Raw genomic sequence first — 15,540 nt, forward strand, 5'->3', positions numbered from 1 at the left:
AACTAATCCAAGTCCGAGTGGCGCCCCATGGTTTAATGACTCTGAGAACATGGAATCCGTCATGCATGGGATCGAAGATGCGAAACAGGGAAGAACCAAAGCCTATTCAATGGATGAAATCAAAAACCTGTTAGAAGTATGATTTATAAGATAGTATTGACGGAAGAAGCCGAGAAACATCTTCTTCAATGGAAAAGATCCGGGCAAAAGAAAGGCTTGGCGAAAATACTGTCTTTATTTAAAGAAATGGAAGCTCCCATCCACAGGAATATACTTACCTTATCTCTCCTTTATTGCTAGGTTATGTTGCCGGTATTCTTCCGTTAAATCATCGGTATTACTAGCTCGTCACAGCCGTGACGGCTTCCTACCATGGCTGTGACGAATAGTCACCACGGCCGTGGTAAAATAATAATGCCGGTGGCTTAACACAAGTATAAAGGGAAGATGACAGATTCATTCCTACTTCATAGCTTAAGTTACCCTATACACCATAGCCAAAGAACCCACATTAGAATACAACAAACATAAAAGATACCCCAAACAAGTACCTCTATATCACATTCTTCCGGTTTTCGCTGTTTATTCCACCATTTTCACTATACTTGCAGCGCAAAAAAGGTGGAAAAACGTAAATCCGATAGTTTTTCAACCTATTCCGATAGCTTTCAAACCTGGCTAGGCGGAGTTACGTCCTATATTTGCGACGTAAATCAACAATCTAATATCATAATTAAAATGAAAAAGCAGTTAACCCTAATGCTCTGTCTGTTGTTATTCATACCTAGATATGGATACGCGGAAGACGAAGTAATCCACCAAGTTGTACAGCAGACTTCCAAAGTGAAAGGTACAGTTACGGATGAGCAAGGCGAACCTCTGATTGGAGCCAGCATTGCCGTCAAAGGTACCACACAGGGAGTTATCACCGATTTCAACGGTCAGTTCAGTATTGATGCTTCGAAGAATGCTACATTAATAGTAAGTTATGTAGGTTACCGTTCCGAAGAAGTACAGGTAAAAGGACAGTCCACTCTTAAAATCGTCTTGAAGGAAGACAGTAAAATCATCGACGAGGTAGTAGTTACCGCATTGGGTATCAAGCGCGAACGGAAAGCGCTCGGTTATTCCATCGGAGAAGTGAAAGGCGAAGAGCTGGAAAAAGCCAAGGAAACGAATGTCATCAACTCACTGGCTGGTAAAATTCCGGGACTGGTTATCAGTCAGACTGCCGGCGGCCCTTCCGGTTCGTCGCGCGTCATCGTTCGCGGTAGCACGGAAATGACGGGAAACAACCAGCCGCTTTATGTAGTGGACGGTGTGCCTTTGGATAATTCCAATTACGGAAGTGCAGGTACTTACGGTGGTTATGACCTAGGTGACGGCATCTCAAGCATCAATCCGGACGATATAGAATCAATGTCCGTATTGAAAGGGCCGGCAGCTTCGGCTCTATATGGTAGCCGTGCGTCCCACGGTGTGATTCTTATCACTACGAAGAAAGCAAGTACCAAAAAGAAATTCGCGGTAGAGTTGAACAGCACCACCACTTTCGAGAAGCAGTTGACGAAATGGGACGATGTACAATACGTATACGGTCAAGGAACCGGCGGACGTATCAATGGTACGGACGACCAATATTCGTCCAACAAGAACTGGGGGCCTAAAATAGACCCGGGACTGAATCTGACCTATTTCGATGGAGTGACCCGTCCGTATGTAGTCATTCCCAATAATATCGATGGTTTCTTCAGAACCGGTATGACTACGACAAACACCATCGTTGTCAGCACAGTGAAAGACGATACAGGTATCCGCGCCACTTACACGGATATGCGCAACAAGGACATTCTTCCCAATACGAAGATGAGCCGCAACACACTGAACCTGCGTGCCAACACCACGATAAACAAAAAAGTAGACCTCGACTTCAAAGTGACCTACACCCGCGAAGACGTAAAGAACCGTCCCGCACTGTCCGACCACCGCGCCAATCCTGCGAAGAACCTGATGTCGTTGGCAACTACCTACGACCAAAAATGGCTGCGCGACAACTACAAGGATGCCGACGGCAACTACTACGACTGGAACGGACGCGATGTATGGAACCTCAACCCTTACTGGGTGCTCAACGAAATGACCAACGAATCGGGAAAGGACAAATTCATGGGTTCGACACTAGTACGCTACAATGTCAACGAGCATCTCAAGATTCAAGTAACCGGTGGCGCGGATATTAACTTCATGAACTTCCAAGACTACGCCGCCCCGTCCTCACCGGGATTCGAGCAGGGACAGTTGCAAATCAGCGACTTCCGAAACCGAATGTACAACGTAGAGGCACTGGCTATCTACAACAACAGCTACAAGAAGTTCGACTACGGAGTAACCATCGGCGGAAATATCTATAAAGTAGACAACAAGACCCAGATTGTGACTGCCAAAGAAATGGTAATGCGTGATGTAGTAGCTTTGCAAAGTTTCACAAGCAAGGAAATCACCGAAGGAACCTACCGCAAACAGATTAACTCGCTCTACGGTTCTATCAACCTCGCCTATGGCAACTTCGTCTATCTGGACGCAACGTTGCGCGGCGATCATTCGTCTACCCTGCCTTCGGGAAACAACACCTATCTGTATCCATCGGTATCAGGGAGCTTCCTGTTCTCGGAATTCTTCAAGATTAATCCCACGATACTGCCTTACGGCAAAGTGAGAGTGTCATGGGCGCAAGTAGGCAGCGACACAGACCCTTACCAACTGGGACTTTCCTACGAACTGTCTCCCAAGGAATACTCAGGTTATGCACTGTCACAAATTGCCAACACCACCATCCCGAACAAAGACCTCAAACCAACCAAGACCAACTCCGCCGAAGTGGGACTGGAACTGAAATTCCTGAAAAACCGCATCGGACTGGACTTTACCTACTATACCCAAAAGAGTAGCAACCAAATCATGCGCTTGAACACCACCGGAACTTCCGGCTACAACTCCATGCTGATAAATGCCGGAGAAATAGAAAACAAGGGTATAGAAATCGCACTGAACACACGCCCCATACAGACCAAGGATTTCTCATGGGACTTGAACATCAACTTCTCAAAGAACAGCAATAAGGTAAAAAGACTGGCTTCAGGCATTAAAGAATTTGAACTGGAATCGGCACGCTGGATTAACGTAAAAGTGGCTGCCGTAGAAGGTCAGAACTACGGTTCCATCCTCGGAAAAGACTTCCTGAGAAACGACGCGGGACAGATTATCGTAGATGCCACCACAGGACTCCCGAAAGTGACGGAAGACCTGCGGGTACTGGGCAACGCCACCTGGAAATGGACGGGCGGTATCACCACCAACCTGACTTACCGCGACATCTCCCTGTCCGCCATCTTCGACATCAAGGTAGGAGCCGACGTTTACTCCATGTCTTCCCGCTCTTCCTACATGACAGGAAAGGACAAGGCAACCCTCGCGGGACGTGACGGCTGGTACGAATCGGAAGAAAAACGTCTGCAAGCCGGAGTGACGGAAGCCAAATGGGAAGCGACGGGCGGTTATCTCGTAGACGGAGTCATAGAAATGGCAGACGGAAGTTTCGTGGAAAACAAGAAATTCGTAGACCCCGAAGTATATTGGAAACATATAGCCGACCAGACTCCGGTACCGTTTATCTACGATAACTCTTACGTAAAGGTACGCGAAATAACGCTGGCTTACCGTTTACCCAAAAGATGGATAAGTAAAGTATTTGATGCCGTATCCGTATCGTTCGTGGCGCGCAATCCGTTCATCATCTACAAGAACGTACCGAATATCGACCCGGATTCCAACTACAACAACGGTTCGGGAATGGGACTGGAATACGGCTCGCTGCCATCCAGAAGAAGCTATGGTTTCAATGTTAACGTAAAATTCTAATAGTAAGCAATCATGAAAACAATCTATAAAATCACCTTCGGCATACTATGCATATGCAGCCTTCTACTGGGAGCCTGCACCGACTTTGAGGAACTGAACACAGACCCTTCCAGGGCCTCATCTACCGACCCGAATCATCAACTGTCTATGATTCAACTCCAGACATGGGGACATTGGCAGATGTGCCAGCCCTACCCGTTCTACCTCGCCGCCTTCGCGCAATATATGCAGGGCGACTGGAACACCACGAACTACGGCGGACAGTACCGCAAGAACGACGCCGAAATGGGAAATACATGGAATCTGATGTACCCGGCACTCATCAAGAACATTGTCGACATTTTGGACAAGACCAAAGGCAACGAAAGAGAAATCAACATCCACTCCGTCGCCCGTATCTACAAAGTCTATCTTTTCTCCATACTGACGGACATGTACGGTGACTGCCCCTACTTCGAAGCCGGAAAAGGCTTTATCTCCGGCAACGTGAAACCCGCCTATGACAAACAGGAACTGATATACAAAGATTTCCTGAAAGAACTCGGCGAAGCAGCAGAAGCCCTTACCGCTGACGGCGACAAAGTGACAGGCGACATTATCTATCAAGGCAATATTGACAAATGGAAACGTTTCGCCAACTCCCTGCACCTGCGCTATGCCATGCGTATCGTAAATGCAGAACCGGAACTTGCCAAACAGGAAGTTATCAAAGCCATCGGTCAGGAAGCCGGTCTGATGCAGTCCGCCGCCGATGATGCCCTGATAGCCTATACCGACATTTTTGACTGGGCATCCAACGAATACCGCAGAAACGGGCTCGCCCAAATGTGGAGAGGCCGTGAAGCATATCCCACAGCTTATATATGCAGCACATTCTGGAAACAACTTGACGCCACTTCCGACCCGCGCCAGTTCGTATTCGGGCGTTGCTACGATGAAAGTTCTGCAAATAACCCATTCGGACGTGTGGATTTGACAGAGGAAATGATTGAAACGGAAGCTGCCAAGTTCCAACCTTGCAACCCGGGATATTTCTGGTACAGCAACGGGACATGGCCGGAAGGGTATTGGAGCAAGCTGACCAACAAATGGCAGGATAAGGCCACCCGCCCGCAGCTCAACAATATCTTCCTGAAAGGCGACATGCCCGGAGTAGTCATGACATACGCGGAAGTGGAATTATTGCTGGCAGAGGCCAAAGCCCGTTGGGCAGGAGAGATTTCGACTGGTGCCGACGCTTCCGCACATTACGAGAACGGCGTACGTGCAGCCATCCACTTCTTGGAGAAATTCGGAGCCAAAACTTTCGACGAGCAAGCCATCGACACCTATTTGCTGGCTAATCCGCTCCCTGCCAACGGACTGGATGCGCAACTCACCGCCATCAATACCCAGTTATGGATTCTGCACTTCAACAATATCCCCGAAGGATACGCCAACTGGAGAAGGACGGACATTCCCGTATTACTTCCTTCGCCCCACTACGGAGCAGTGACGATTGACTCGCAGACTACACCGTTGCGTCTCTGCTATCCGTTGTTCGAGAGTTCGTACAATCCCGAAGGTTATCAATCCGCCATACAGGCGATGGATGGCAAAGATGACTGGAACTCACCGGTATGGTGGGACAAATAAACCAAAGAGAATCAACACTAAAAAGAAGAAACGATTATGAAGAAAATACTATTTATATGCACATTACTGGTATCACTATTTGCCATGAGCGGTTGCAGCGATGAGATAGACACTCCGGTACTGACCACTGACGAATATCCGCGCATATTAGGACGCTGGCCGGACAAACAGGAAGACGGCACACTGGGAAAATTCAGTATCCCGCTAAACCAGATACTCAATATTAATGTACAATACACGCCTGCCGAACTATGCGAAGGCACATGGTACTTGGACGGGAGAGAAATCCACAAAGGCGTGGGACTGACATATATCCCCTCAACAATCGGTACTTTCCACCTCGAACTGATTGTAAAGACTCCGACCAAGGAGACTAGCCGTGAAGCCACCATCGAAGTGACCCAACCGACAGAAGAAGCAGAATAAACCATTAAAAGTAAAAATTGCATGAAAAAAAGACTTATAATCTATCTGGCATCTCTGTTTGCATGCCTGATAGCATCCTGTTCCGAGAAAGAAGAAGCAATCAACGGTGGCGGAGAACCGCAGAGTTATATTCCATTTGCCATCAATAAAGGGGTCAATATCAGCAACTGGCTGTCGCAAATGGAAGCCATACCTGCCAACGGCTTTTCACAGGCCGAAGCGCAGAAGCTCGCTTCATTCGGTTTTGACCATATCCGTCTGCCGATAGAAGAAAAACTCTTCTTCACAGAAGACGGGAAAAAGATACCGGAAGCATTCGCACTGCTGCACAATGCCATCGGATGGTGCCGGGACACCGGAATGAAAGTGATTGTAGACCTGCATGTACTGCGCGATCATAACTTCAATACGACAGTTACCACATCGGGCGAACCGATTGAGAGTTTCTATGATACGTTTGAAGACATGAAATGGGCAAACTGGTTTGCAAATGGCCCCGGAGTAACGGTCAATAATGTAGATAATCCTAGCAAGAGTGGTATAAATACCAGTAATAGGGTGTTCTTTGCAGAACGGAAAACAGGAGTGGATAGCTGGTCAAATGCAAAGAAAAAGGACTTTGGCATCATTCCCGTAGGTTCTGGCAAAATGCAGTTCAAATATCTGCGTGCCAAAATATATAAAAACATCAAAAGTACAATTACAGTCGTACTAAGTGACGAGAATAACGATAGTAAGAATGACGGCTATTACGGATATACCAATACAACAACAAATGAATGGGAAGAAATTGCCGTTGATGTTTCCGGATACAACAAAAACTGCGGTCGTGTAGCCTTACGTCCGGAAGAAGGAGAAACCATGTATTTTGACGATGTATTTTTCTCCGACAGCAAGACAGGTGATAATAAAATCTATCCGGAAAGTGGCACAACAACTGTTGTCCCGAAACTTTGGACGGACAAAGACGCCCAATATAAATATCTCGACTTATGGAAGACTTTGGCGGAAGAGCTGAATCAATACCCCAACGACCTCGTAGCCTACGAATTGCTGAATGAACCGGTAGCCCCCTACGCCTCGCAATGGAATTCTCTCTCCGCACAGTTGATTCGCGAACTCCGGCAGACGGAACCGGAACGCAAACTTATCATCGGTTCCAATCGTTGGCAGAGTGTCAATACTTTCAACGAACTGGTTATTCCCGCCGGCGACCCGAACCTCATCCTGAGTTTCCACTTCTACAATCCACATCCTCTCACGCACTATCAAGCCGAATGGACAGAAGAAAAAGACCTGAACGTACCTATTCACTATCCGGGCGAACTGATAGAGGAAGAAGATTTCAACCGGTTATCCGAAGCTATGCAGAAGTTGATGACGCCTTATATGGGGACGTATGATAAAACTACCCTCGAGTCGCTTGTACTGAAAGCGGAAATGAAAGCCGCCAGCCTCGGCGTACAAGTCTATTGCGGTGAGTTCGGCTGTTACAAAAAGACTCCGGCCGCCGACAGGATGCAGTGGATACGGGATGTAGTATCTATTTTGCGCGAACGCCATATCGCTTATTCTTACTGGGAATATAAGGCGGGATTCGGTTTCTGCGACCCGCAAGGAAATGTGATTGAGCAGGAAGTGCTGGACTTGTTGACTAAATAACATATTCGTTCAAAACACAGGTATTCATTAAAAAAAAGAAAGAAATATGCGACAAACATTCATTGCTATAGGGATATGTTGTGCCATCGGCTTCTCCGCAGCAGCCTGCCAGAATAAGAGTAAAGACTACACCGACCCTGCACTGCCCGTGTCCCAACGTGTATCCGCCTTAATGTCCCAAATGACATTGGAAGAGAAAGTAGCCCAAATGTGCCAGTACGTAGGATTGGAACACATGAAGAAGGCAGAAAAAGACATGTCCCCCGAGGACTTGAAGCACAGCCATTCACAGGGATTTTATCCCGGGCTACATTCTTCAGATGTAGAGGAGATGACGAAGAAAGGCATGATTGGCTCGTTCCTGCACGTCGTGAAAGCGGAAGAGGCCAACTATCTGCAATCACTCGCACAGCAGAGCCGTCTGAAAATTCCACTGTTGATTGGCATTGACGCCATTCACGGGAACGGTCTTAACCGTGGTTCTACCATTTACCCGACTCCTATCGGGCAAGCTGCCACTTTCGACCCTGCTCTCGTGGAACGGCTCTCCCGTGAAACGGCTGTCGAAATGCGTGCAAGCGGTATGCACTGGACGTTCACTCCGAATGTGGAAGTTGCCCGTGACGCCCGTTGGGGACGTGTAGGCGAGACATTCGGGGAAGACCCTTATCTAGTGGGACAGATGGGAGCGGCTACCGTACGCGGATTTCAGACGAAGGATTTCACGGGAGATGACAAGGTTATCGCCTGTGCCAAGCATCTTGTAGGCGGCAGTCAGCCTGCCAACGGAATCAACGGCGCGCCTGCCGAGTTGTCGGAAAGGACTCTGCAAGAGGTATTTTTCCCGCCTTTCAAGGATTGCCTGGAAGCAGGGGTATTTACAGTAATGACGGCTCATAACGAGCTGAACGGGATTCCTTGTCACGGAAGCAAATATCTGATGACGGAAGTGCTGCGCAACCAGTGGAAGTTCGACGGGTTTGTAGTCAGTGACTGGATGGACATCGAACGTATGCACGACTATCACAGCGTGGCAGAAACGCTGAAAGACGCTTACCGGATAAGTGTAGATGCAGGGATGGGAATGCATATGCACGGACCAGAATTTTACGAAGCCATCATTGAGTGCGTAAAAGAAGGAAGCATTTCCGAAAAGCAGCTAGATGCCGCTGTCTCTAAAATACTGGAAGCCAAGTTCAGACTCGGACTGTTTGAGAATCCGTTTATTGACTTGAAAAAGAAAGACGAAATTGTATTCAATGCGGAACATCAGAAGACTGCATTGGAGGGGGCACGGAAGTCTATCGTCCTGCTGAAGAATGAGGGTAATATGCTGCCGTTGGAAGCCTCTAAATACAAGAAAGTATTCGTCACCGGACATAATGCGGACAATCAGTCTATCCTGGGAGACTGGGCTATGGAGCAGCCGGAAGAGCACGTTACTACTGTACTGGAAGGTTTGAAAGTTATCAGTCCAGAAACGAATTATAATTTCCTCGACCTTGGCTGGAATGTACGTCTGTTATCCGACAGTCAGATTAAAGAAGCGGTGCAACGGGCACGCAATTCCGATTTGGCGATTCTTGTGGTAGGAGAAAACTCCATGCGTTACCACTGGAACGAGAAGACTTGCGGAGAGAACAGCGACCGTTACGAGCTTTCTTTGCCGGGACGTCAACAGGAATTGGTGGAAGCCGTAGCGGCTACGGGTGTTCCGACGGTAGTGATACTTGTCAACGGTCGTCCGCTGACTACCGAATGGATTGCTGAAAATATGCCTTGTATCATCGAAGCATGGGAGCCGGGAGTGGCAGGCGGACAGGCATTGGCGGAGATTCTCTACGGAAAGGTGAACCCGAGCGGCAGACTGCCGATTACTATTCCAAGAAGCACCGGACAGATTCAATGTATGTACAATCATAAATTTACCAACCACTGGTTTCCGTATGCAACAGGAAATTCATTACCTTTGTACGAGTTCGGTTACGGTTTGAGTTATACGACGTACAAATATGATAATCTCAAACTGTCTGAAGCGGCAATCACTCCCGACAAGAGCGTGGAAGTAACCGTAGACGTCACGAATACCGGAAAGATGGATGGGGAAGAAACTGTCCAGCTTTATATCCGCGACGAATATAGTTCGGCTACCCGTCCTGTCAAGGAGTTGAAAGACTTTGCCCGCATACCTTTGAAGGCTGGGGAAACGAAACAGGTTTCGTTTACTCTTACTCCCGAAATGTTGTCGTACTATGACGCTGACATGCACTACGGTGTGGAGAAAGGGACTTTCAAGATTATGGTGGGAGCTTCTTCAAGGGATACCGACCTGCAAAGCGTTATACTTACAGTGAAATAAAGATAGATATGAAGAAATTACTATGTGGACTCACCTTGTTCTTATCTGCCGGCAGCCTCTTAGCGAGCGGCAGTCTCACCGGCAACAAGCCTGTGAACAGCACAAAGGACATGTACAAAAAGACTTGGATTGACTTTAACAAGAACGGAGTAAAGGACGTATATGAAGACCCTGCCGCTCCTATCGAAGCCCGCATCGCGGATTTGCTTTCGCAGATGACACTGGAAGAGAAGACCTGTCAGATGGCTACTCTGTACGGTTCGGGACGGGTATTGAAGGATGCGTGGCCTACTGCGGGATGGTCTGGGGAAATCTGGAAAGACGGTATCGGGAATATTGATGAACAGGCGAACGGACTGGGTAAGTTCGGTTCTGAAATCTCTTATCCGTATGCCAATAGTGTGAAGAATCGTCATGCTGTTCAGCGTTGGTTTGTAGAGCAGACACGGTTGGGTATTCCTGTTGATTTTACGAATGAGGGAATACGCGGATTGTGCCACGACCGCGCGACGATGTTCCCTGCTCAATGCGGTCAAGGTGCCACGTGGAACAAAAAGCTGATTCGGGAAATCGCGAAAGTCACTGCAGATGAGGCGAAAGCACTCGGATACACGAATATTTATTCTCCGATTTTAGACATAGCGCAAGACCCTCGTTGGGGACGTGTCGTAGAGAGTTACGGGGAAGACCCTTATTTGGTGGGCGAGTTAGGCAAACAAATGATTCTCGGTCTGCAAGCTGAAGGGATTGTTGCTACTCCCAAGCATTTTGCCGTTTACAGTATTCCGGTAGGCGGACGTGACGGTGGTACTCGTACCGACCCGCACGTAGCTCCGCGCGAAATGAAAACCTTATATTTGGAACCTTTCCGTAAAGGTATTCAGGAAGCGGGTGCATTGGGCGTCATGAGTTCATACAACGACTATGACGGCGAACCGGTGTCCGGCAGTTATCATTTCCTTACGGAAATTCTGCGTCAGCAATGGGGATTCAAAGGATATGTCGTTTCGGACAGTGAAGCGGTGGAGTTCCTGCACACGAAGCACCGTATTACTCCTACCGAAGAGGAAATGGCAGCACAAGTAGTAAACGCGGGACTGAATATCCGTACGAACTTCACTCCGCCACAGGATTTTATTCTTCCGTTGCGTCGTGCCATCAATGAAGGCAAAGTCTCTTTGCATACGCTCGACCAGCGTGTCGGCGAGATTCTCCGTGTCAAGTTTATGATGGGGCTTTTCGATAATCCTTATCCCGGTGATGACCGTCGCCCGGAAGCGGTGGTACACAATGCTGCCCATCAGGATGTATCCATGAGGGCTGCTTTGGAGTCTATCGTGCTTCTGAAAAACGAGAAAGAGATGCTTCCGTTATCGAAAAGCCTCAGCAAGATAGCCGTTATCGGCCCGAATGCGGAAGAGGTGAAAGAGCTGACTTGTAGATACGGCCCTGCTCATGCACCTATCAAGACAGTGTATCAGGGAATCAAGGAGTATCTGCCCGGTTCGGAAGTCCGTTATGCGAAAGGTTGTGATATTATTGATAAGTATTTTCCGGAAAGTGAATTGTACAATGTTCCGTTGGATGCACAGGAGCAGGCTATGATTGATGAAGCGGTAGAACTGGCTAAGAGTTCGGATGTTTCGATTCTTGTGTTGGGTGGAAATGAAAAGACTGTCCGGGAAGAATTCTCACGTACTAACCTCGATTTGTGCGGGCGTCAGCAGCAGTTATTGGAAGCGGTATATGCAACGGGCAAACCTGTCGTACTGGTAATGGTGGACGGAAGAGCGGCTACTATTAACTGGGCAAATAAATATATCCCTGCAATCGTTCATGCCTGGTTCCCCGGAGAGTTTATGGGAGATGCTATTGCCAAAGTTCTTTTCGGAGATTATAATCCGGGCGGTCGCCTTGCTGTTACTTTCCCGAAATCCGTAGGACAAATTCCTTTTGCTTTCCCGTTCAAACCGGGTTCGGACTCTAAAGGTAAAGTACGTGTTGACGGTATGCTCTATCCTTTCGGATATGGATTAAGTTATACAACTTTCGGTTATTCAGATTTGAAAATCTCAAAGCCTGTTATCGGCCCGCTAGAGAACATTACTATTTCATGTACCGTAAAGAATACAGGAAAAAGGGCAGGCGACGAGGTAGTACAGCTTTATATCCGCGATGATTTCAGTAGTGTGACCACCTACGACAAGGTATTGCGTGGCTTTGAACGTATTCATTTGCAGCAGGGAGAAGAGCAGACGGTTAACTTCACCCTTACTCCTCAGGACTTGGGATTGTGGGATAAGAATAATCAATTCACCGTAGAACCGGGAAGTTTCTCAGTGATGGTGGGAGCTTCTTCTCAAGATACCCGGTTGAAGGGAAGTTTTGAGGTACAATAAACTCAAATCAGTTTTTTCTGATATAACACTTATTCCTACAGTTCAGGGATGAAGTAGAAATTTTTGTTGATAGATTCTCTTTTACAAGACAGTAATGCTATCCGATAAAAAGAATGACAGTATATGCCCGGGATACTAATGGTATCATTGTCATATACTGTCACTCTTTTTTCTACATCAACCAGCAATCTTATATTTATTTACAGCATATATCAACAACGAATCGTTGTTAATAACTCTCTAAGTTTCTTTGCGCACGCTGGATTATCATCAAGATATTTCGGCAGCTCTGTTTCTATAAACTTACTCACGAAATCCTCTACAGTGATTGATTCAGCTTTATCCAACCATTTTGAACTAAGAGTTCGTTCTTGGCTGAAGTTATAAAATGGTTCATCGACCTTTATCCATAAAGCTCCAACCAGGTTTTCCGGAAACTTTTCCTCGTGCATATAATGTTCTTCGGGATGATGGTCATCAATCGGTTGTAATATAAGACCATAATAGTCTTCTATATTTAAAGAAAGGCCATAATAACTGTTTAGTACACTAACTGTTGAAGTGATAAAAGATTCTGTTTCGGAGCTGTAACGACCATTCCATACATTATTAAAGGAAGTATATTGATCTCTCATTTTACCATTCAGGTTCTTTACAGCATTGATGGCTATATCTATTCCCTCTCCGCTGATATGAATTGTCGGCAATAGCAAGTTGTCAAATTTCCATTCAATAAAATCCTTCATACCATGAGGTGAGAAAATCTCTGTGCCTTTATATATGAATTTAATTTCAGGATTAACGGTTGAGTATCTTTTAATATACTCATTAATAAACTTATCTCTGAAATAGAAATCTTTATCAAAAATCAATTCGTCCGGAGTAAACGTTATAGAGACAGTATCTTCCAATACATATTCGCTCGACAAAGCCGCTATTACTGAAATCATATAACCGCTACTATAAATCGGTGGTAGTTTTTCATCTTTAGGAAAGAAGGAATCCGGACATTCTGCCAGTTTACAATCAATAGAAATACTTTTATCCGTATTATTAATATAAATGGTATTCTCTATTATAGGCATATTTTCCAAAACTGCTTCAAGAGCATACATGAATAAAGTGTATATGCCATCGTACTCTAATGAACCGTCTCCACACTTTCCGATGATGTACATTCCGGGACGTTTTCTGATATGCTCCACCATTGCTTTGGTTTCTAATCCATGCTCATGTGGGGAGTGGGTATAATAGTATATCATATATTTTTAATTAATATAATCGCAGTATTTATCTAACGCAATCTATGGCAATATTAAAGTTTACTGACCTCACCATCTATATAGCTTGCTCTACCTTTCAACCAATTTTTCAGTTCCTTTACTTTATCATTAAATGATTTAGTATTGTCCCATAGCTCACTATTTCTTTCTACAGACGGCTTAAGCATTGCAGCATAATCATCTACATACTGTAACAATGCGTCCAACTTATTATTCTTGAAATCTTGCCAGATTTTCTTATATATCGCTTTCACACGGCTATCTTGCAGGAAACGTTGGAAAAATGCAGTTCCGACTCCATTCATGCTACTTGAGAATAATGGCGTATTATAACGCCCGAAATGCTTATTCGTACCTTCATAATCATACGCCCAATCGAAATCCCAAATCGGCCCCATCACATACTTACCATTTCCTTCCTTATGGAGAAAAATACTTTTAGGATGATTTATCTCCATGTTGTGCACCAAGTTGAAAGTTATCAGATATTTGGCTACCGATTCAATATCAATCAAGTCTACATAGGTATTTCCCGCTAATGGCTCTTTTGCGAATTGTGTCGCGAATGCATTAAAGTCCTTCTTCCAATATTCAAACTGCTCTGTGGTTAAATCGGGGTCTTTCACCATTACAGGAAGATTAAACGCAGTCGATTTAAACTTAGGTTCATCATCCCAATAAGAATCAAGTTCCCACATGACACTGTTGTTCTCATCCAGGTCTACACGGTTTTCTTTAACTTCTATCTGTTCGGTCAACAGATAGGAACCTTTGTAATTGCCATTCAAAACCACATCTACAGGAATTGCGTGATTGGTAAAAGGTAGTTCCAACAACCGGCCTATCTTGAAAGCAACTGAATTAAGCATTAACGTAGGGTCAATATGATTCGCCAACAACACATAGTTCTTAGCTTTTCCAAAACCACAGATTTCCGCTTTCTTACTAAGTTTCAGTCGATAAGGCTTTTTGGGATATCCCCACGTTGAATTACCTCTTCCTTTCACCTCAGTTTTCCCTGTATAGTTCTCATAGACTCCTTTGCCATTAACTGTCAAAGTTGCTTCCAAGTAATAATCTTTGCTTGGTATTTCCGTTATAGACGGGTCTGTTGTCATAATAGTCAATTCAGGAACAGCAGATAATAAGAATTCAGCCTTTACTGTGTATTGAAAGGTTTCCCCGTTCCGCATTACAAACTGATAAATGACAGGAGATGCAAAATCAATCTTTGTTATTCCACTTTTCTGCTCTACATCATCCACCAGTACTTTTACAGCATTCGTAGTAAATGTAGGAATGAGCTCGGATTGTGAGAATGTAACAAGGGGGATGATACTTTTTTCTCCAATAGAAGATGAAACATCGGCAGCTAAGAATGCATTATTCTTTTTCAAGAAACGAAAAGAAGAAAGCACACTAGTATCTTTCAACAATACTTTCACCGTATATTGTTCTTTACTCCCATCTTCTGCTTCGACTGTGAAAACCAATGGTTGGGAATAATCGTTCGGGGTAATCCCCGACTCCTGCTCAACGCCATTTGCCGTGACGGATTTCCCATTATATTCGAATATGGCAACCAATGACTTCAAGTTATCATATTTATCTAATGCCAAAGTTATCACGCTCCCCTGAATAGAGGCTTCCACATCATCGGTAATCTTACCTTGATTATCGCCTTTCAGAATAGAAAAGCCAAGTAACTGCTTCGTAGAAGAAAGAGGAGAATCTTCGTCTTTACAGGCGGAAAATAGAAAGAGGATGGTTACTAGAATTCCTAAGGTCTTGTTTATCATAGTACTAAATAAAAATGGTTACTTGGCAAATATACGGTTTTACCAAGTAACCACAGGGT

Annotated in this window: 8 protein-coding genes; 6 read left to right on the forward strand and 2 right to left on the reverse strand. The window is 45.5% G+C overall.

What is annotated here, in order from left to right:
* Positions 1–738 precede the first annotated feature (738 nt).
* Genes RDN93_RS02965 through RDN93_RS02990 form a run of 6 tightly spaced genes read left to right on the forward strand, consistent with a single transcriptional unit; the run spans position 739 to position 12,399 of the window.
* A complete protein-coding gene (locus RDN93_RS02965; RefSeq protein ID WP_308744169.1) occupies positions 739–3,918 on the forward strand; it encodes a SusC/RagA family TonB-linked outer membrane protein in 3,180 nt (1,059 codons plus the stop codon).
* Between the two features lie 12 nt (positions 3,919–3,930).
* Positions 3,931–5,553 (forward strand): SusD/RagB family nutrient-binding outer membrane lipoprotein, encoded by a 1,623-nt coding sequence (locus tag RDN93_RS02970; RefSeq protein WP_308744171.1) that lies wholly within the window; start codon positions 3,931–3,933, stop codon positions 5,551–5,553.
* 36 nt (positions 5,554–5,589) lie between these two features.
* On the forward strand, positions 5,590–5,979 hold the full coding sequence (locus RDN93_RS02975) for a hypothetical protein (protein WP_308744172.1): 390 nt from the start codon (positions 5,590–5,592) through the stop codon (positions 5,977–5,979).
* A gap of 21 nt (positions 5,980–6,000) precedes the next feature.
* Complete coding sequence (locus RDN93_RS02980) at positions 6,001–7,641, forward strand: cellulase family glycosylhydrolase (RefSeq protein WP_308744173.1); 1,641 nt, start codon at positions 6,001–6,003, stop codon at positions 7,639–7,641.
* Positions 7,642–7,687: 46 nt separating this feature from the next.
* Positions 7,688–10,000, forward strand: coding sequence for a glycoside hydrolase family 3 N-terminal domain-containing protein (locus tag RDN93_RS02985; protein ID WP_308744174.1), 2,313 nt, complete (start codon positions 7,688–7,690; stop codon positions 9,998–10,000).
* 8 nt (positions 10,001–10,008) lie between these two features.
* Positions 10,009–12,399 (forward strand): glycoside hydrolase family 3 N-terminal domain-containing protein, encoded by a 2,391-nt coding sequence (locus RDN93_RS02990; RefSeq protein ID WP_308744175.1) that lies wholly within the window; start codon positions 10,009–10,011, stop codon positions 12,397–12,399.
* Between the two features lie 212 nt (positions 12,400–12,611).
* Here RDN93_RS02990 and RDN93_RS02995 read toward each other — a convergent pair whose 3' ends face one another.
* Together RDN93_RS02995 and RDN93_RS03000 are read right to left on the reverse strand one after the other, a co-directional pair.
* Complete coding sequence (locus RDN93_RS02995; RefSeq protein ID WP_308744176.1) at positions 12,612–13,661, reverse strand: hypothetical protein; 1,050 nt, start codon at positions 13,659–13,661, stop codon at positions 12,612–12,614.
* 53 nt (positions 13,662–13,714) lie between these two features.
* The gene (locus tag RDN93_RS03000) at positions 13,715–15,481 is read right to left on the reverse strand and encodes a CotH kinase family protein (RefSeq protein ID WP_308744177.1); all 1,767 of its coding nucleotides are present in this window, start codon (positions 15,479–15,481) and stop codon (positions 13,715–13,717) included.
* Positions 15,482–15,540 lie beyond the last annotated feature (59 nt).

The sequence above is a fragment of the uncultured Bacteroides sp. genome (genome assembly GCF_902491285.1).
Lineage (GTDB): Bacteria > Bacteroidota > Bacteroidia > Bacteroidales > Bacteroidaceae > Bacteroides.

Bases quoted from the DNA above. Each gene is read 5' to 3' on its own strand.
- RDN93_RS02965 (WP_308744169.1), top strand. From the start codon at position 739: ATGAAAAAGCAGTTAACCCTAATGCTCTGTCTGTTGTTATTCATACCT.
- RDN93_RS03000 (WP_308744177.1), bottom strand. From the start codon at position 15,481: ATGATAAACAAGACCTTAGGAATTCTAGTAACCATCCTCTTTCTATTT.
- RDN93_RS02990 (WP_308744175.1), top strand. From the start codon at position 10,009: ATGAAGAAATTACTATGTGGACTCACCTTGTTCTTATCTGCCGGCAGC.
- RDN93_RS02975 (WP_308744172.1), top strand. From the start codon at position 5,590: ATGAAGAAAATACTATTTATATGCACATTACTGGTATCACTATTTGCC.
- RDN93_RS02995 (WP_308744176.1), bottom strand. From the start codon at position 13,661: ATGATATACTATTATACCCACTCCCCACATGAGCATGGATTAGAAACC.
- RDN93_RS02985 (WP_308744174.1), top strand. From the start codon at position 7,688: ATGCGACAAACATTCATTGCTATAGGGATATGTTGTGCCATCGGCTTC.
- RDN93_RS02980 (WP_308744173.1), top strand. From the start codon at position 6,001: ATGAAAAAAAGACTTATAATCTATCTGGCATCTCTGTTTGCATGCCTG.
- RDN93_RS02970 (WP_308744171.1), top strand. From the start codon at position 3,931: ATGAAAACAATCTATAAAATCACCTTCGGCATACTATGCATATGCAGC.